The organism is Paenibacillus sp. JZ16, from assembly GCF_015326965.1.
In the GTDB taxonomy this organism is placed as follows: Bacteria; Bacillota; Bacilli; order Paenibacillales; family Paenibacillaceae; genus Paenibacillus_AQ.
On record NZ_CP017659.1, the window covers coordinates 4,476,534 to 4,496,091 of the forward strand.

At 53.1% G+C, this 19,558-nt stretch carries 14 protein-coding genes; 10 read left to right on the top strand and 4 right to left on the bottom strand.

All coding sequences use genetic code 11. The annotated features are described in order from the left end of the window. Positions 1-136 precede the first annotated feature (136 nt). Both BJP58_RS20365 and BJP58_RS20370 read right to left on the bottom strand, forming a co-directional pair. Positions 137-2,395, bottom strand: a complete 2,259-nt coding sequence (locus BJP58_RS20365; protein ID WP_194540332.1) for a heavy metal translocating P-type ATPase — start codon at positions 2,393-2,395, stop codon at positions 137-139. After that, positions 2,396-2,779, bottom strand: coding sequence for an ArsR/SmtB family transcription factor (locus BJP58_RS20370; RefSeq protein WP_194540333.1), 384 nt, complete (start codon positions 2,777-2,779; stop codon positions 2,396-2,398). Positions 2,780-3,189: 410 nt separating this feature from the next. Here BJP58_RS20370 and BJP58_RS20375 point away from each other — a divergent pair, with 410 nt between their 5' ends. Continuing rightward, complete coding sequence (locus tag BJP58_RS20375) at positions 3,190-4,065, top strand: hypothetical protein (RefSeq protein WP_194540334.1); 876 nt, start codon at positions 3,190-3,192, stop codon at positions 4,063-4,065. 113 nt (positions 4,066-4,178) lie between these two features. On the opposite strand, the gene BJP58_RS20380 is transcribed toward BJP58_RS20375, so the two are convergent. Then, the gene (locus tag BJP58_RS20380) at positions 4,179-6,239 is read right to left on the bottom strand and encodes a transglycosylase domain-containing protein (RefSeq protein ID WP_194540335.1); all 2,061 of its coding nucleotides are present in this window, start codon (positions 6,237-6,239) and stop codon (positions 4,179-4,181) included. A 332-nt stretch (positions 6,240-6,571) separates the two neighbouring features. Here BJP58_RS20380 and speE point away from each other — a divergent pair, with 332 nt between their 5' ends. The 3 genes from speE (at position 6,572) to BJP58_RS20395 (ending at position 9,728) form a co-directional block, all read left to right on the top strand. After that, positions 6,572-7,399 carry a polyamine aminopropyltransferase gene (speE, locus tag BJP58_RS20385; protein ID WP_113061663.1) on the top strand — a complete coding sequence of 276 codons (828 nt, stop codon included), beginning with the start codon at positions 6,572-6,574 and terminating at the stop codon, positions 7,397-7,399. 18 nt (positions 7,400-7,417) lie between these two features. After that, positions 7,418-8,287: an agmatinase gene (gene speB / locus BJP58_RS20390; RefSeq protein ID WP_100541604.1), complete on the top strand. Its 870-nt coding sequence runs from the start codon at positions 7,418-7,420 to the stop codon at positions 8,285-8,287. Positions 8,288-9,242: 955 nt separating this feature from the next. After that, on the top strand, positions 9,243-9,728 hold the full coding sequence (locus BJP58_RS20395) for an SRPBCC family protein (RefSeq protein WP_194540336.1): 486 nt from the start codon (positions 9,243-9,245) through the stop codon (positions 9,726-9,728). A gap of 210 nt (positions 9,729-9,938) precedes the next feature. Here BJP58_RS20395 and BJP58_RS20400 read toward each other — a convergent pair whose 3' ends face one another. Further along, positions 9,939-10,226: a hypothetical protein gene (locus BJP58_RS20400; RefSeq protein ID WP_194540337.1), complete on the bottom strand. Its 288-nt coding sequence runs from the start codon at positions 10,224-10,226 to the stop codon at positions 9,939-9,941. 26 nt (positions 10,227-10,252) lie between these two features. Here BJP58_RS20400 and BJP58_RS20405 point away from each other — a divergent pair, with 26 nt between their 5' ends. The 6 genes from BJP58_RS20405 (at position 10,253) to BJP58_RS20430 (ending at position 19,542) form a co-directional block, all read left to right on the top strand. Then, positions 10,253-11,218, top strand: coding sequence for an ABC transporter permease (locus BJP58_RS20405; RefSeq protein WP_194540338.1), 966 nt, complete (start codon positions 10,253-10,255; stop codon positions 11,216-11,218). Continuing rightward, on the top strand, positions 11,218-12,087 hold the full coding sequence (locus tag BJP58_RS20410) for a carbohydrate ABC transporter permease (protein ID WP_009595532.1): 870 nt from the start codon (positions 11,218-11,220) through the stop codon (positions 12,085-12,087). The genes BJP58_RS20405 and BJP58_RS20410 overlap by 1 nt, the downstream gene beginning before the upstream one ends. An 85-nt stretch (positions 12,088-12,172) precedes the next feature. Continuing rightward, entirely contained in the window at positions 12,173-13,714 is a 1,542-nt protein-coding gene (locus BJP58_RS20415; RefSeq protein WP_194540339.1) for an extracellular solute-binding protein, read from the top strand. Between the two features lie 7 nt (positions 13,715-13,721). Further along, positions 13,722-15,023 (top strand): Gfo/Idh/MocA family protein, encoded by a 1,302-nt coding sequence (locus BJP58_RS20420; RefSeq protein ID WP_194540340.1) that lies wholly within the window; start codon positions 13,722-13,724, stop codon positions 15,021-15,023. Next, positions 15,004-17,199 carry a glycoside hydrolase family 88/105 protein gene (locus BJP58_RS20425; RefSeq protein ID WP_233354702.1) on the top strand — a complete coding sequence of 732 codons (2,196 nt, stop codon included), beginning with the start codon at positions 15,004-15,006 and terminating at the stop codon, positions 17,197-17,199. The genes BJP58_RS20420 and BJP58_RS20425 overlap by 20 nt, the downstream gene beginning before the upstream one ends. Before the next feature lie 69 nt (positions 17,200-17,268). Continuing rightward, positions 17,269-19,542, top strand: a complete 2,274-nt coding sequence (locus BJP58_RS20430; RefSeq protein WP_194540342.1) for an AraC family transcriptional regulator — start codon at positions 17,269-17,271, stop codon at positions 19,540-19,542. The last annotated feature ends 16 nt before the right edge of the window (positions 19,543-19,558 follow it).

The following is a 19,558-nucleotide window of genomic DNA, read 5'->3' on the forward strand; positions in this document are numbered from 1 at the left end:
AAATAATGGGAAATGTTTCACCCTATCGCAAAATCATGTAAAAAATGATATATGCGATGGCGTAAGATCAGAGCTAGTGGCCAAATGACGAACTAAAAAACCGGAGCTGCCCTGAAGGGGCGAGGCTCCGGTTATATTAATATCCTGATTTCAGCTCCTGATCCTTGCCAAGCAGGATGGTGAGACCAAGCAAGGTAACGATAATGGTGGCGCCCATGTCCGATATGATTGCAATCCACAGGGTCAGCCAACCCGGGATCGTTAGCAGCAAAGCAATGGCCTTCAGCGACAAGGAAAGCCCGATATTCCACTTGATAATCTGATTGACCCGTCTTGCGGTTTTGATGGCCCCCGGCAGCTTGCCAAGGTGATCCTGCATCAATACGACGTCGGCGGTTTCTATGGCACTGTCAGTCCCTTTTCCCATCGCGATACCCAGATCGGCAGCGGCCAATGCAGGGGCGTCGTTAATACCATCGCCAACCATGCCGGTTTTTTTGCGGGAAGAAAGCTCCTTGATTTTGGCAACCTTCTGTTCCGGCAGGAGGCTTGCGAATACCCGAGCTACACCGGATTGTTTCGCGATGGCCTGTGCGGACTGCTCATGGTCGCCTGTCAGCATGACCGTATCCGTGATACCGGCCTCGTGAAGCTTGCGGACGACGGTTGCCGTCTCCGGTCTGATCTCGTCGGCAAGGCCGAACTGGCCTAATACGCGATCCTCGCTTACAGCAGCAACAATCGTATAACCTTGGGCCTTCATGCGCCGAATGTCATCCTCCACGGCACGGATATGATCTTGCTGGCCGTTCACATGCTTCAGCACTTCCTCGCTTCCGACCCAGAACAATTTCCCTCCAACTTCAGCCCGAATGCCTTCGCCTGGCAGTACCGTTATCTGTTGAGGTTCATTGAACATGCACTGCGGATTCTTGATCTCCAGATGTTTCATCACGGCTTTAGCCAACGGATGGAGAGACGATTGCTCCAGTGCGCCTACAACGGCATAAAATTTGGTTTCATCATATACCGTCTCTGCATAGACGGCAGGCTCGCCTTTGGTCAAGGTTCCCGTCTTGTCAAAAGCGATGGCTTCCAGCCGGCCAAGCTGCTCCAGGTGGACCCCGCCTTTGATCAGAATACCGTTGCGTGCCGCGCGGGTCATCCCGCTGACCAATGCAATCGGAGAGGAAAGGACAAGCGAACAAGGGCATCCGACAATGAGGATGGACAGCCCTTGATAGATCCAGGTCATCCAGGGCTGATTCAGCAGCAGCGGAGGAATCAGCGTAACCGCCAGTGCGATGATCATAATAGCGGGAGTATAGTACTTAGCAAATTTATCGATGAAGAGCTCTGTCGGTGTCTTGCTGTCCTGTGCCTCCTGTACAAGATGCATGATCTTGGCCAGGGAGGAATCCTCATAGGCCTTCGATATGGCGATATAGAGCACACCATCGGTGCTGACACTGCCGCCAAACACAGCATCGCCCTCCCGTTTCGTAACAGGTACCGATTCCCCGGTAATGGCGGCTTCGTTCACCGCCCCGGTTCCTTGGGTTATGGCTCCATCGGAAGGGATCTTCTCCCCGGGTCTCACCCGGACAACGTCCCCGGGAGTGAGACTCTCGATCGGCACGCGCTGGGTTTGACCGTCTTTCCATAGTTCCGCTTCTTTGGGCGCTGCGGCCAGCAGCGCTTCCATCGATTGCCGGGCCCGATTCATGCCGTAGCCTTCCAGCAGCTCGTTAAGACCAAACAGAATGGCAACCAATGTGGCTTCTCTCCACTCCCCGATGATGACGGCACCCACGAGCGCAACGGTCATCAGGGTATCCATATTGAATTTAAAGCGGGTCAGATTACGCAGTCCGCGCAAAAATGTCGTATATCCGCTCAAAATCATAGCGCCTGCATATAATGCGATCACAACCGGTTCGGCGACTTTTCCTTCCAATAGAAAGGTGAAGAGATAGAAAACAGCGGAGATGGACAGCAGCCACTTCATACTCCCTATGCCGCCATGACTATGTTCATGAGCATGATCATGGCCAAGTTCGTGATCATGTCCTTGTGCCGATCCGTGAGCATGCGATGAATGGATAGGCTGCACTTCAGCACTGGCGGCCGATAAGGCTGTCTGCGGAGCATAAACGATGCGCGCACCGTCACTTTTCAGAATGGTTTCTACTCGGCTTAGATTGACATGGGGAGAGAGGGTCAGCTTCCCGCTGTTGTAACTCAGTCGGGCATTGTTCCCATGATCCAGCTTCTGAATCTCCTCCTGCATTTCACGTGTACAGTTAGGGCAGGAGAGCCCTTGTACCCGGTATTCAATAAGTTCGCCGCTTGTCTCCGGAGAGGATTGGGAATGTTGATGGTTGTCCTTACTCATCTACATCTTCTCCTTTTGGTGCTCCAGCGTCATGTGAAGCAATGTCCGGATGTGGTCATCTTTGAGCGAGTAGTATACATTCTTTCCGGCCTTGCGCGATTTGGCGATTTCTTTGTTCTTCAGCGTCCGCAGATGATGGGAGGCCGTTGCCGTTGAGCTTCCGAGAACCTCAGCTACATCGCAAACACATAACTCGCCGCCGCGGTCCAGCATATAAGCTACCTTGACGCGCGTCGGGTCGGCCAAAGCCTTGAAGATTTCCGCCATGCCGATCATATCCTCATCGGAGATCGTTTCTTTTAAGGAAGCAATTCTTTCAGTTGAAGGACATTCCGTTTCACACAGCTCGAGGGCGACTTCTTCGTTCATCGTCCGTACATTCATAAGAACAACCTCCTTGGAATAGGAGCAATAAGTGCTCTTTACTCTATATATATTCAAACGTTGATTTGATTGTTAGTCATAATATACCCGATTTACACCCGATATTCAAACGAATATTTGATTGTTCACAAGCATTTCACAGAATGAGATTGAATCAACAAGTCATATAGTATTAACCAATTCCAAGGGTTAGGCGCAGTATCGTCCCTCAGAAAATCCTTCCATTTCATAACACGTCAACTTATACTATTAGCAAAAAGATGTAAATTCTCATAGAAAGAATACCTGGGCCCAGAGCGCCTCATGTTCCATAGCATCCTTGCACGGGCCAAACGTTTCGACTCGAATGTGTACATTATCTAATACCTATCCTTCGATTTGCGGATGTGTATGAACAGGGGGGCCAGAGTATGACTTGTCCAATATGTCGATATGAAACGGGAGATGGGAAGTATTGCAAGAAATGCGGGGCAAGGCTGATTATCGAGGATTCGCCCGTATTTGCCGCCATGAAAGAGCAAGCAGCAACGTCGGAGGCATACAGTGTCACTAGGCGAAATGCCGGCAGTAGAGGGGAGTTACCTCATGTACGCCAGACCGAATCCGTTCTGCCGGTATATACCCCGCCGGATATTCCGTTCCGAGCGGCAGGCCGGCAGCATTCTGAAGAAGAGGAATCCAATCCTTATTGGACCAGCTTAAAATTGTACGGACAGCTCTATGGGGATTATTTTTTGAAGGGATTAAGAAATCCCTTTGGCGCAGCTGCCGGAACGGAGAGCAGCCAGTTTTTCAACGCGATCGTGTCCATGCTGCTCTATGTTGTTCTTTTTCCACTCGCACTGTATGCAGCGCTTCATCATGAGCTGCAAGGGCTGCCTGAGGGGGCATTTGCAGATCTTGTCCTAAAACCAACCGTTTGGACTGCGATTTTCCTATTCTTGCTGAACGTCTTTACCTTCGCTGCGGTCAAGCTGTCCTTCAACCCGGCTGCGAAGCTAAAAGAAGTGATGGCAAGATTCGGCGCTTTGCTGCCCTTGTTCCTCGTGTTGTATGGGGTCAGCTTTCTGTTCCTGTTCCTGAATGGCGATATCTCGAAGGTTATCATCCTTCTGTCGTTCATCAGCACCGTGATGACCGTCCCGTTATTCGTCATGACCAGCTACAAAAAAAGAATGGTTGGCGGCCTGGATCCGCTGTATGCGATCCTCCTGGTCTACGTTGCACTGATGCTCGTGATCGTGATTCTGGGTAGTTCCATGATCGAATATATAACCGTTTTATAATGAAGTCATCTACATAACATATCGTGAAAAAAAGAAAAACAGCAGGTCCTTGTGCGGGAAAATCCCGTAAAAGGAGCTTGCTGTTTTTTTTTTTGTGACGGGTACGATCCGAGTTACTCGACCCACCAACGTTTGAAATCCTTCCACCAGGAACGCTCTTCCTGTTTCTCGGCCGCATCCGCAGGGTTGGCCTTCTTGGCCGGCTCCCCGCCTTCATGTTCGTCGCAATATTCCGTAGGCTCCGTTCCTTTGACGAAGACCTCCAGAACTTTGTCCGGACAGCCGGCGCCGGCGAGCTTGCCGGTCTTGGGATCCACATATGCGCTGACGACTTCGTCCGGGATCGGAAAAATCTTAGGCGGCACGTTCTCCAAAGCCTTCTCCGTATACTGCGCAAAGATCGGAGCTGCCCGCCGACCGTCCACTTTACTAATCTCCCGTCCTTTGTCATACCCCACCCATACCGCCGTCGACAGCTCCGGCGTATAGCCGACAAGCCAAGCGTCGGTATCGGTGGTGCCTGTCTTTCCGGCCACCGGTCGTTTCATTAGGGTAGAGACGCGGTTGCCCGTGCCGCCAGTCTCGAATACCCCCTCCATCATGCGCGTCATCACGTAAGCAGCGGAAGGCTCAACCACTTGTTCACCTGCGTCTTCCGGCGCTGAATACAAGCTGCGGCCGGCAGCGTCGGTGATGCTCAGCACCGCGACAGGGGAGACCCGTTTGCCGCTGTTAGCCATGACGGCGTAAGCCGAGGCCATCTCCAGCGGGCTGACGGGCGAGGTGCCGAGGGCCAGGGAAGGAACAGGCTCCAGCGGACTTGTGATCCCCATCTTTTTTGCCATGTCGGCTACTTTTTCCGGGCCGATCTTCATGATGGTGTTCACGGCATAAATATTATCCGAAGCGGCGATAGCTTCCCTCATGGGAATTTCGCCTAAATATTTATCGCCGAAGTTGCTGGGCTGATACGTCTTGCGGTTGTTATCGTAATGAAACAGGGTGGGCTGGCTGTTGAACACGCTGGTGCTTGTCATTTCCTTGGATGCAATGGCCGTTAAGTACATGATCGGCTTAAATGACGACCCGGGCTGCCTTGTTTTGGCTAACGCGTGGTTGTACTGATTCTCCCGGTAGTTCTTACCGCCAACCATGGCTTTAATGTGCCCGTTACGCGGGTCGATGGATACTAGCGCCGTTTCCAGCTCGCTCTTGCTGTCCATGCCCGCAGATACAGCCTCTTCGGCTGCCTTCTGGGCCCGCGGGTCCAGGGTCGTATAGATGTTCAGACCACCCTGTTCGAGCTGCTGATCCGTAATGTTCAGCTGCTTGGTGACGAGACTCCGGACGTAGTCCCGGAAATAGGAGGCAATCACTTTATTCTCCTGTCGGTCCTGAGGAAGCAGGGCGAGTTTGGCTGAAGCGGCTTTATCGGCTTCTGCCTCGGTAATGAATCCAGTCTCCGCCATGGCATTCAAGATAATTTGCTGTCTTTTGAGCGCGTTATCGATATGGTTATAGGGCGAGTAATAGGTCGGACCCTTTGGAATGCCGGCCAGCATCGCGCTTTCGGCCAACGTCAGATTTTTTGCCGACTTGCCGAAGTAGAGCAGGGACGCTGATTCGATGCCGTAAGCACCATGTCCGTAATATATTTCGTTGAGGTACATCTCAAGTATTTCATCTTTCGTATATTTCATCTCAAGCTGGACGGTGAATTTAGCCTCCTTGAGCTTCCGTGTCCACGTTTTTTCATGAGATAGGTATAGGTTTCGTGCAAGCTGCTGGGTTAACGTGCTTGCCCCCTGTTTGCGATCCATATGCTGCAGGTTGACCAGCACGGCTCGGGCCATGCCCTTCATGTCAAACCCCGGATGATCATAGAACTTCCGGTCCTCCACTGCCAAGGTAGCCTGGATCAGGTGCGGAGATATATCGGTTAAGCTCACTTGCTCGGAGGTATGTCCCGTGGTGGAGAAGGTGGCGATTAAATCTCCTTGGCTGTCGAGCAGACGAGAGTAGCGGGATGTTTCCGCAACGGGCAGTGGCGTTATAAATAAATAGGCGAGCAGAATGCCGCCGGCGATGATGGAAATGCCAAGAAGTACGAACAGAAATGTAGCAAGCCGGACGAAACGACGTTTGCGCTTGGGTGATTTTTTTTGTCCCGGCATGATGGTTCTCCTTCCAGTCCTTTTTGTAAAGTTGATTACTTTAAGCTGCCAAGGATGGAGATGTGTTGAAATTCCCCTTGGCTTCCTTCTTTTTCTATATAGTATGGGGCTGGAGCGGGCAGGATATTCATGGGAATCCATGCGGATTTTGCTTCTGTCCGTGCGATCTGGAACTTTTGGTTGCAATTTGGGCTTGATTTAATATAATCTAATTTGTTTGGTACAATAGAAAAAGTGTGAAACTGTAAGCTAAAGGCATCTGCCCCGAATAAAGTTTTACGGCTTGGATCTGGACGGCTGAACATTATTCTAGCGGAAAGAAGGTAGTGACGATGGAATTATGGTACACAGAGAAGCAAACCCCGACTTTTGGCATCACGGCTAAAATCCGGGAGACTTTTGTACATGAGAAGACGGAGTTTCAACAACTGGATATGATCGATACTGAGGAATTCGGGCGCATGCTCGTTTTGGACGGTATGGTTATGACTACAATTAAGGATGAATTCGTCTATCATGAGATGGTCGCTCACCCCGCGCTGAACACGCATCCAAATCCGAAGAAGGTTCTTGTTGTCGGCGGAGGAGACGGTGGCGTCATTCGCGAAGTGATCAAGCATCCGGGCGTAGAGAAAGCAGTACTCGTTGAAATTGATGGAAAAGTCATTGAATATTCGAAGCAGTACTTGCCTGAGATCGCCGGCAAGCTGGATGATCCGAAGGTCGAAGTGCTGGTTAACGATGGATATATGCACATTATTGAGCATAAGAACGAATACGACGTCATTATGGTAGACTCCACCGAGCCTGTGGGCCCGGCTGCTCCGTTGTTTGAGCGCGGATTCTACCAAGGGATCTACGAGGCGCTCAAGGAAGACGGTATTTTCGTGGCGCAAACGGACAACCCATGGTTTAAAGCGGACCTGATTCAGCAGGTCAACAAAGACGTGAAGGAAATCTTCCCGATCGTACGTGTGTATGGAGCGAACATTCCAACCTACCCGAGCGGTCTGTGGACCTTTACATTGGGCAGCAAAACGTATGACCCGCTTGAAGTGGACGAGTCCACCATTGATGAGATGGATACGAAATATTATTCGCCTCGCCTGCATAAAGCCGCATTCGTGCTGCCGAAATTCGTTGAAGACCTGGTGAAATAAGGAGGAGCGTATAAACTGATGAAACTGGATCAAGGTTACTCCGGCAACGTGTTTATTCTGAGCTCCGAGGATTATGAAGGGTCCAAGGCCGTCATTTACGGTATGCCGATGGATTTCACGGTTAGTTACCGTCCCGGCTCCCGTTTTGGCCCGGCCCGTATTCGCCAGGCTTCCGTAGGCTTGGAGGAGTACAGTCCGTACTTGGATAAAAGCATTGAAGACATGACGTATTTCGATGCAGGCGACCTGATGCTGCCTTTCGGCAATGCCGGCCGCAGTCTCGAAGTGATTGGCGATTATGTAGGCAAACTGCTGGATGACGGGAAATTCCCGATCGGACTTGGCGGCGAACACCTCGTATCCTGGCCGATCATTCAGAAGGTGTATGAAAAGTATCCGGATCTTATTCTGATCCATATCGATGCCCATGCTGACCTGCGTGAGCATTATGAGGGAGAGCCGTTGTCCCACTCCACGCCAGTCCGTAAGGCGGCGGGTATTATGGGCGGAAAGAACATTTATCAGTTTGGTATCCGTTCCGGCTCCCGCGAGGAGTTCCAATATGGACGGGAGAACATTAACTTCTATCCGTTCGAAGTGGCAGCGCCTCTTAAAGAAGCCTTGCCTTCCATGGGTAACCGTCCGGTCTACGTGACCATCGACATCGATGTGCTTGATCCATCTGCCGCACCGGGCACCGGTACCGCAGAAGCGGGCGGCATTACGTCGAAAGAGCTGCTGGAAGCCGTGCATCTCATTGCTGGCTCCGATGTGAATGTGGTCGGCTGCGATCTCGTGGAAGTGGCTCCGATCTACGATCCAACCGAGCAGACCCAGATCGTGGCTGCGAAGCTGATTCGTGAGATGCTGCTGGGATTCGTAAAATAGTCCACCCACCCAAACCCTCCCTGCCAGGGAGGGCCCCAAGGGCGCTGCCCTCTGGACACCCGCAACTTCGGTGTTCGGAGTGGGTATGAGGATATGAGCGGGGCTGGTGCTTGTGCCCGGCCACCGCTCGGTCTCCCCTGCGGGGACGTCCTCGTGGCCTCTTGTGCGCCCATATATTAGCCGAGGCTAATCGCCCCTCGGCTTGTTTGAAGAAAAAGCAAGCTTCCCCTATCTGAGCCTTTGGCTATCGGGGTCGGCTTGCTTTTTCGCACTCGTTGGAGGCCCCCTCGCGTGAGCTGCCCTGACGGGCATGCTCGGTGGTCGGGAGTATGAGCCGGGTTGGCACTGCCCCTCGGCTGTGGTAGAAAAAGCAAGCCTCCCCTACCTAAGCCTTTGGCTATCGGGGTCGACTTGCTTTTTCGCACTTGTTGGAGGCCACCTCGCGTGAGCCGCCCTGACGGGCATGCTCGGGGGCCGGGAGTATGAGCCGGGTTGGCACTGCCCCTCGGCTGTAGAAGAAAAAGCAAGCTTCCCCTATCTGAGCCTTCGGCTATCGGGGTCGGCTTGCTTTTTCGCACTTGTTGGAGGCCACCTCGTGTGAGCTGCCCTGACGGGCATGCTCGGGGGCCGGGAGTATGAGCCGGGTTGGCACTGCCCCTCGGCTGTAGAAGAAAAAGCAAGCTTCCCCTATCTGAGCCTTCGGCTATCGGGGTCGGCTTGCTTTTTCGCACTTGTTGGAGGCCACCTCGTGTGAGCTGCCCTGACGGGCATGCTCGGGGGCCGGGAGTATGAGCCGGGTTGGCACTGCCCCTCGGCTGTTGAAGAAAAAGCAAGCCTCCCCTACCTGAGCCTTCGGCTATCGGGGTCGGCTTGCCTGAGCTATTGAGAAGAAATCCTCGGCGATTCTATGATGTAAACTTAGGATAGATTCAGATTTATTAAGGAGGGTTACATCATGACGAATGCTTCGAGCAAGAAGAGAACCGACACGGCATCAAGAGTTATTATGGCGTCGCCGTCTACGATTTATCAGGCATTCTTGAATCCGGAGACGCTGGCTTCGTGGCTTCCGCCAAAAGGGATGACAGGCCATGTCGACACGTTTGATGCCCGCGAGGGCGGGACTTATCGAATGATCCTCACCTATAACGATACCGATCACACGGCACCCGGTAAGTCTTCGGACAATACGGACGTCATTGAAGGAAAGTTTCTGGAGTTTGTTCACGATGAGAAGGTTGTGCAGCTGGTCGAATTTGAGTCTGAGGATCCCAATTATGCGGGGTTTATGAAGATGACATGGGCATTGGAGCCGCTTGCGGAAGGCACCCAAGTCACGATCGTGTGTGAGAATGTGCCCGAAGGCGTACGGAAGGAAGATCACGATGAAGGCTTGAGGTCCACCCTCGAGAATCTCGCCGAATCTACGGAGGGACAATAAGACAGTCGGCTCGGCTGTATAACGAAACAAACGATTTGTGATGAGGCATTTTCATGAACAAATCGTTTTGTAGATTTTACCAGGGCCACGTTTAAGCCCTGAATGTTAGACTAGTTGCAATGATACTGGAAACAGGAGAGAGCAGCATGAGAAAATTCATCTATAGCTTACTTGCGGTCATGGTCGTCTTAACACTAATTTATATGTTTTTCATAACAACATCTTAATGAAGAACCAGCCACCTTCACTATTGCTGCAGGTAGCTGTTTTTTTTCTTTCCGGTGAAACCAAACCCATCCTCCATCCCATCAACAAATCCTTTTTACCCTCCCTCCGTTTGCTTGTTCCCTCCTTAATTTCAAGTTCGACTTCAAGTCCGTTCACGGGTACACGGTACGCGTAGTTGTGGGAAGAATCGGCGATCTGCTCATTGCGTGTCGGATTGAACGATTGTGCCGATATACCGGAAGCCGTTAATATTGGCGTTACATCGACCATATCGACGAAAAGGAGGTGCGAATACGATGGCAGCCCAGTCACCCGAAATAAAGCGCGAGGATTTGATAACCGCCCGGCACCCAGGGACATCCCGCAACCGGTACATAGCCAACATCCGCAAGCATTGGATGCTGTATCTCATGATCATTCCCGGAATTCTCTATTATATTGTGTTTAAATATGTACCGCTGGCGGGCAGTGTCATCGCATTTCAGGACTATCAGATTTTCAAAGGCATCCTTGGCAGTCCGTGGGTGGGCCTGGACAACTTTGGGTTTATTTTTTCATATCAGGATTTCTACAACGTGCTGCGCAATACGGCGGTGATCGCTTTCTATCAGCTTGTTTTTGGTTTTCCGGCCCCGATCGTGCTGGCTCTGCTGTTTAATGAAATCCGCATCATGCTGGCGAAGCGGGTTGTGCAAAGCATGTTCTATCTCCCGCACTTTTTATCATGGGTCGTTGTCGGCGGGATCGTTTTCGAGCTGTTGTCCAACCAAGGAGTTGTGAATGCGGTGCGGGACTGGTTCGGCTATGAACCCATTCTGTTCATGCAGGAGGAGCGGTATTTCCGAGGGATTGTCGTCCTGTCCTCGATCTGGAAGGAAGTTGGCTGGGGCACGATTATTTATTTGGCTGCCATCGCCGGCATCAATCCGAATTTATATGAAGCAGCCGTCATGGATGGAGCAAGCCGGTGGAAACAAACGATCTATATTACGCTGCCCACCATGTTTCCGACGATTCTGGTGCTGTTCCTGCTTCAAATCGGTAACTTCCTGGAGCTCGGCTTCGATCAGATTTACAATTTATTGACACCGATGACGTACTCGGTCGGGGATATCATCGAGACGTACGTCTATCGTGCGGGTGTGCTTCAGGGGCAATACAGCATGACGACGGCTATCGGGCTGTTCCAGTCTGTCATTGGGTTTATACTGCTGTGGATTTTTAACCGATTGGCCAGAAAAACGGATCAGGGGTTGTGGTGATGAAAGCGACATTCGGAGAAAAAATGTTTCAGACGCTGAATTATGTGTTTCTGTTCGCTGCTGCGGTGACGATGCTGTTCCCGCTTCTTCAACTGCTTGCCGTATCGCTCAGCTCCCCGGTAGCTGCCGATTCGAAGGAAGTATTCCTGCTGCCTGTGGAGTTTACAACCGCATCTTGGGAGCATGTATTAAAAAATAAAGGCTTGTGGACATCTTTTGGGATTACCGTATATATTACGATCGCCGGGACGCTGCTCAGCATGCTGTTTTCGGTCATGACGGCATACCCGCTCTCAAGACGGGAATTTCTGATCCGCAAACAGGTCATGTTCGGCATTGTGTTAACGATGATTTTCAATGCGCCGATGATTCCGTTTTTTTTGACCGTTCGCGAGCTTGGCATGATGAACTCCCTGTGGGCGCTCATTATTCCCGGCCTGGTTGGCACGTTCAACATGATCATTATCCGGACCTTTTTCATGGGCATTCCCAGTGAGCTGGATGATTCGGCTCGAATCGACGGATGCAGCGAGTTCGGCATATTGTTCCGCATGTATTTGCCTTTGTCCAAACCGGTCATGGCGACGGTCAGTCTGTTTTACGCAGTCGGATATTGGAACACTTTCTCCCGTGCCGTGCTGTTTATAAGGGACCCGGAGAAATGGCCGCTTCAAATGAAGCTGAGAGCATACCTCCAGTCTCCCGAGGAGCTGGCTGCGGTCAATCTGTTTCTTGGGGATTACGATTTCAACACGACAACATTGAAAGCGGCAACAATCCTGTTTGCTACCATTCCGATCATTCTGGTATACCCGTATCTGCAAAAATACTTTGTCAAAGGGTCCATGCTGGGTTCGTTAAAGGAATAAAGCAAAGCGAGGCATGCGATATGAAATCGGCCTTAATGGCTGGTTTGATATAACTACCAATCCGAAAAAGGGGGAGGATTTACTCATGTCGAAATGGTTTTTCCAAAAAGGGGCATGGAAACCGGCGCTCACGGCGACACTTGCGGCAGCGATGCTGTTTGGCTGCGGCGGCAAGGGTGACGGGGAATCGCAAGCGGGCCAGAGTGGGGAGGGAAATCAAGAACTTACACAGGTAAAGGTGTTCAAAAGCCACATGGGTGTCGGCACGATTCCAGGTGCAGATAATCCGCATGTCCAATATGTGGCGGAACGGACCGGCGTGGAATATCAGCTGGTAACGACCCCGCCGGGCTCGGAGCCGACTGAATATCTCAATCTGATGATTGCATCCGACGACTTGCCGGATATTCTTCGCCCGATCGGCGGGATCGAGCAGACCCTGATTCGCCAAGGAGGTGCGCTGGCACTGGACGATTTGCTGCCCCAGTATGCCCCGAACGTCTGGAAGAATATCCCCCAGGAGGCATGGGATGTCGTTCGATCCGCTTCACCGGACGGCAAAATCTATTATGTGCCTAAAGTGTTCCTGGTTCCGGAAAGAGCACCGCTCATCCGTCAGGATTGGCTTGACAAGGTAGGCATGTCCATGCCGAAGACAACGGAGGAATACAAGGAGGTGCTGCGAGCCTTTCTTGACAAAGACCCGAACGGCAACGGTCTGAAGGACGAATTGCCCACAACAGGCCGGGAATTCGGCAAATGGATGGATCATTTGTTTGCCATGTTCGGTGTCGCGATGTGGGAGGGGAATCCGGAATGGGACATCTACGACGGTAAAATCCAATATGCCGGCGTAACGGACAATATGAAGGCAGCCATTGCATTTTCCCGTGAGCTATATGACGAGAAGCTGCTTGACAATGAGACGTTTCTGAACAAAGGCGATGTATGGACGGCGAAGATCAATAACAATCTGGTTGGCAGCTGGTACCATCTTCCCGCCAACCTGCGCGACCGGTTTACAGCCATGCAGCAAAAAGCACCGGATGCTTATATCGTTGGCATGCCGCTTCCAAAGGCCGAAGGGTATGAGGGCTTTGTCACGCAGAAGAGCATGGGCGAACCGGAGTGGATCATTCCGGCAAAGGCCCAGGATAAAGCCCCCGCAGCCTTGAAGCTGCTTGATTTCTTCTATGATCGGTCGAATGACGAATTTATCCGCTTTGGCATCGAAGGACAGCAGCATGAAGTTGTCGACGGCAAAAAAGTGCTGCTTCCAGCCGAGGATAGCCGTCCGTTGGCGCTCGGCATGCGCAACCTGACGACAGAGGAGGACATGGACATACGGATTCAGGAGACGATCCCGGTAGACATGCAGCAGATGGTGAAGGATATATTCGAGGTGAGTACCGCGGACGCGAAGCGGATCGCGGGGGACGGACTTCCGAGCACCGTGTATGAAGGCTTCCCGGATATTCAATCGCATAAGCTGTTTCAGGAGTATGTAACCAAGATTGTCATCGGCGAATGGCCCCTGGAGAAGTTCGATGAATTCGTCGACCGCTGGCATAAGGCAGGGGGAGACGAAGTAACGAAGAGGGTAGAGGAATGGTACTCAAGGATGTGATCATACAGTGAAAAAGAAATATGCCATATGCGGTGTAAGCGGTCGTGCACTCGGGATGTTCGCCAAGCCGATACTGACGACCTATGCCTGGCGCTGCGACCTGGTCGGCATGCTGGACAGTGATCCGGCCCGCTTCGAGCTCTACCGCTCCCGCTTCCCCGAGCATACCGCCGTTGCAACTTACGGTGAAGAGGAATTCGGGAAGATGATCGACGAGACTAAGCCGGATGTGGTCATCGTGGCGGGGCGAGACGATACGCATGCGCGTTATATTGTTGCCGCCCTGGAAAGAGATTTGGATGTCATCACGGAAAAACCGATGGTCACGACGGGTAAAGACGCCCGGCGTGTGCTGGATGCGGAGCGGGTGAGCAAAGGCTCGGTGACGGTCACGTTTAATTACCGCTACGCCCCGATTCACACCAAAATCAAAGAGATGGTGTGGGAAGGTAAGCTCGGTCGGATTACATCCGTCGATCTCAATTGGTATCTAGACACGTATCATGGCTCCAGCTATTTCAAACGGTGGAACCGCCGGCGCGAAATGTCAGGAGGTCTCTCCATCCACAAAAGCACGCATCATTTCGACCTCGTGAACTGGTGGATCGGGCAGAACCCGGTCGAGGCCTTCGCCTACGGGGCCCTCCATTATTACGGCGCCGAAGGGGAGCTTAATCCGGGCAAAGAAGCCGGTCGTCATTGCGGAACCTGCCTCTCAGCCAGCCGCTGCGCCTATTACTCGCGCTGGAACGCAAGTCATGTGCCGGATGATCATCTCGGTCTGCTGGAGAGCGGAGGGCCGCAGTTCCCTTATACAGGCTACCGCCCGGACCGGTGTATTTTTGATGATGAGATCGACATCGAGGATACGTATGCGGCCACCGTCAAGTACGACGGAGGAGCACTACTCAGTTATTCCGTCAACTTTTCGCTGCCGTATGAAGGGTATCGCCTGGCGATCAACGGTACGAAAGGCCGGCTGGAGACGATGGAATACCATGCTCCGTCCAGAACCCCTTTTCCAACGCCGGTCCAGACGATCGACTACTTCCCGTTGTTCGGCTCCAAGGAAACCATCCATGTCGTTCATCGGGAAGGCGGCCACGGGGGAGGCGACCCGCTGCTGCTGAATGACCTGTTTCTAGGTGAAAACCGGGAAAGGCCGTTCCCGATTTTGTCCGGGGCTGTGGATGGCGCCTATTCCGTGGCGGCGGGGGAAGCCGTGTGGCGTTCCGTGAAGGAGCACCGTCCAGTGGCGATAGCGGATGTTCTGGGCGGGTGGAAGGAGAGTGAGCCTATTGATCGATAAAGGATATTTTGACCCGGCTGAAAGCCTGGCTTCCCAAACAGAGGGCAGTAACATCGAGCATGCGCTTACGGTCATTGCCCAGCGTTATGTCGGTGACCATCCGCCTCATGCCCCGGTTTACCGGGTGACGCGGAAGAGTCCGATCCGTAAGCGGGCCGACCACTGTTATCAATTCCCCATCGCGGATATGTTCCCCGAAATGACGGAGAGCCAGGTGGTCTACGCGTGGACGAAGCTGTGGGCTGCCCAGCCGCAGAGCTTCCCCTTTCTGATGGAATGGACGGGGCATGTTCGGCTGTACCATAACGGCCGGAAGCGGTTCGGTTCGGCGCCAGGGGAAGAAGCGACAGCGGACGGATTGCCCCTGAAGCTGGGGATTCAGCTTACCCAGGGGTGGAATCACTTCGTTCTGGAATTCCGCCGGGGCCCAAGCGGCTGCAGAGCGGTATTTGGCACAAGCAACCGCAAGAACAAGCCGTTTCACTTTCTGGCTCCTTCCATGGAGCGTGAGGGTGAGGAAGGATGGATTGTGACGGTGCCGCTGGACCGGGCGCTTGCCCGCATCCCCGATTCAATGGAACGCGAATCATGGACGGGGGCACAGTGGCTGCCCGTGCTTGCAAAACACGATGGGGAAGCAGATCGCGGCCCGATGTGGAGAATGTACGGGTGGAAGCCGGGGTATGCCGCTTACGCCTGGACTGCCGTTGTCAACCGGACCTTGGCGGCCAAGAAGGTGACCTTGTCGGGAACCTCCTATGGCCCGGTCCGGTTTGAATGGAACGGCAGGGAGGTTTACACCAGCCGCGAGGCAGACACGTTCAGTATCGTCATCGATGTGCCTCCGGGCCGCGGGGAGCTTACCGCACGCTGCGAATGCGGTGCAGAGGGCTGGGGGTTTGAGATCGGCGAAGCATCGCCTGAAGGGATGCTGATCGCTCCGCGAAGGGTGCACGGCTTGACCGGAGAGTGGCTTTATCTGGGTCCGTTCCGCGCAGAAGCCGATCTTGAGCTGTCCGACTATTTTGGTCTGGACACGGTCGCTGTTGACGGCGGAGAGAGACTGTTCTGGACAGGGAGCGAGCCGGGAGCGTACGTAAGGCCGTTTTTGGAGAATGAGCTTTTTGGCCGCTGGAATTATCCGCTCGGCGTCACAATGTACGGCTTGCTGGAGACGGGAAGGCTGCTTAATCGCCTGGACATCCAGGAATATGTACTCCGCCACGTCGAGTTTACCGCAGGCCATTACGAGTATTCCTTGTGGGATCGCGCGGAATTCGGTGCGGCAGGGCTGAACAACCAGCTGTCCGACATTGACAGTCTGGACGATTGCGGATCATTTGGCGCGCTAGCCATTCTTGCAGACCGAATTCGATCCTTGAAAGGAGTGCGCAAGGCAGCGGACGATATCGCCCGGTACATCATGGATACACAATCACGTCTTGCGGACGGGGCACTTTATCGCGAGGTCGGCGTTTCCCCAAGCATGCACCTGACGATGTGGTGCGATGACATGTACATGAGCGTACCTTTCCTGTGCCGATACGCCGAGCTGTCCGGAGATTCGCGCTATCTGGACGAAGCGGCACGCCAGCTTCTGCTGTATAAGTCATACCTGTACATGCCGGACCTGCAGTTAATGTCGCACGTATACGATGTACGTCGTGGGCAGCCTTCCCGGACGGTATGGGGAAGGGGCAACGGATGGGTGTTTTTCTCACTGTCAGAGCTGCTTGCCGTGCTTCCGGTCGGCCATCCCGACTATGTGGAACTGCTTCATTTTTATCGCAGTCTGGCGGAGGGATACCTCCGCTTGCAGGGAGTGCATGGGTTATGGCACCAAGTGCTGACGGACCCTGAATCCTATGAGGAAGCCTCCTGTACCGCGATGTTTATTTTTGGTTTGGCGCGGGGGGTACGCCATGGCTGGCTGGAGAATCCGGATCCGTACTTGCAATCTGCCATTGCGGGGTGGGACGGTTTAACCAGCAGGGCCATCGACGGCAGGGGAAATGTGTACGGTGTGTGCAAGGGCAGCAGCTGGTCAACCTCCCATGCTTATTACAAGCACGACTTATCGTGGAACTTGAATGATACGCACGGAATCGGCATCGTGCTGTTGGCCGGGGTCGAGCTTCTTGAATTCATGCGGTCAAACCATATTGTAAACGCTTAAGTTTACGTGACGGCAGGAGCGGATCGTGAGCTATAATGGAACCATTCTGGTAGTAAAGCGGGGGTTGATATGTTCCAATCGATCGGCAAGTGGCTAAAATACACGCTGGCCCATACGCAAGCGAGGCTGGTGCTCATTTTGACCGTTTCCGTTTTTATGATCATTTTGGCCGTCAGCCTGACCTCATATTACACCTCTAAATCGGTGCTTCAGGAAGAGCTCAGCGAGCCGCAGCACCAAATGCTGCAGATCAGTATGAAATATATTGACGATTTAATCCGGGAGAGCGACAAGATTGCGGTCCAGGTCGCGGTGAATGACTATATCTATGATTTTCTGACTAGCGAGAATCAGAACTCGGTGGCCAATATATCGACATTGTACCGACTGCTATCCACCTGGATCAGCAATTCGAAATACATTAACAGCATATACGTATACGATGTCGAGCGGGGAAGCTTTATTTCGCTTCCGCAGGGGTATAGCTCTAGCAGGCTCACCTTCGTGGATTCCGAATGGACCAGTATTGCTGACGAATTCGGGGACGACATGATGATCATCCGAAAAAGGCATGTCCCGGAGGGAGCGGGCAATAAAGGGTCGGAGCTGACGCTGTTCCGCAAAATCATGATTCAGGGCCGGTTAAGAGGTGTCGTAGCGGTCAATTTGCGGGATGCGGAACTATTCGCAAAACTAAACCCGCCTGCGCTGTCGCAGCTCGACAGCATGAGGTACATCGTGGACCAGCATAACAACATTCTTTATTCGGTTTCGAACTCGGAATTCAAACCGGAAGCCGTGAGGCAGGCGCTGCACGAGCTTAAGGAGGACCGCTTCGGCGATTTTTTCCATGAGGGGCGGAAGCTGCTGGTCAACCAGATCGAATCGCCGCTGACCGGATGGAAATACGTATCCATCGTCTCCCAGGACAGCTTGCTTGCCCAGTCCAAAAAGGTGCGAGACATGGTGCTGTATGTATCGGTGGCGGCACTTGCACTCGGCTTGCTGACCATTCTATACGTAAACTCCGCGGCCTTCCGGCCGGTGCGCAGGCTTAAGCAGCTGTTCAGTGCCTACGACGGGAAAGCGACCAGCCCGGATCGCATCGATCTGGAAAAGCTGGCCGGCGAGCTGCTCAGCAATCATGCGCATCTGTCTCAGTTGATCCGCGAGACGATATCCGATGCGGCTTCCAAGTTTCTGTATGACATTCACTCGGGTCATATGAGCGGCAGACGCGAAATTCGCGAGAAGTGGAGACGATATTTCGCGGAATGGACGGATGCACCCGTCACGGTAGCAGTGCTGTCGATCGACCGCTACGATTCGTGGTCGCGCAGATTTCCGGCCAGTGACCACTCGCTGCTGAAGTTTGCGCTCGCCAATATCATGGCAGAGCTGCATGAGCCCGAATGGAGGGTGGCCTGCGCCGATTTTGGGGCGGACCGGATGGCTATCCTGCTGCAGCCGCGGAGCGGCGAAACGCGGCCTCCGCTTGTCGAGGCGATCGAAACGGTGTCCCGTTTGCTGAAATTCAGTGTATCCGCCGGCGTGAGCATGCCACAGAGTGAGGTTTGCCGGTTAAAGCAGGCCATGCTGGAAGCGGAGAATGCGGTAACCTACCGTTTATATAAAGGGTATGGTCAGCTCGTGCCGTTTCAGGATGTATCCAGTCACGAGGTGACGGATATGCAGCCGCAGGAAGATGGCGTACGGGAATTGATGACGGCTGTGGAGACCGGTGATGGGGAGCGGGCTATAGAGCTGCTTGGGCGTATTATTGGCGATATCCGCAGCCATTACTGGTATCCTTCGGAGGCGCTTGCCTTGCTTCAGGCGCTGCTGGAACGTCTTAAAGGGATATGCCCAGAGGGCGATGGTTCCGAGGGGGATCCGGCCGGTCGGCTGGGCACGCTGTACATCGAAGATATCGAGGCGGAGCTTTCCGGCCTGATTTCGGCCTTGGCCGACCGCTACCGCCGTTTAATCGGCAGCAAGGATTTTTTGATGTGCCAGCGGATGATCGAATTCATGGAGCAGCACCTCGGCGATCCGATCGGCATTCCGGAAATTGCGGAATCGACCGGCATCAGCAGCAGCTTGGCCAGCCAGCTTTTTAAGCAGGAAACAAACGAAACGATCTATAACTACTTAACCCGGCTGCGGATGGAGCGGGCTAGCGAGCTGCTAGTCAAAACCGACCGCAAAGTATCCGATATCGCCCAAATGGTTGGTTACCAGCATGAAAACAGCTTCATTCGCAGCTTCCGCAAATTCAAGGATATCACCCCGGGCAAATACCGGGATATGATGAGAACCCGGATAGACGCCTTGTTTGAATAAAGGGCAGGGAAGGGAG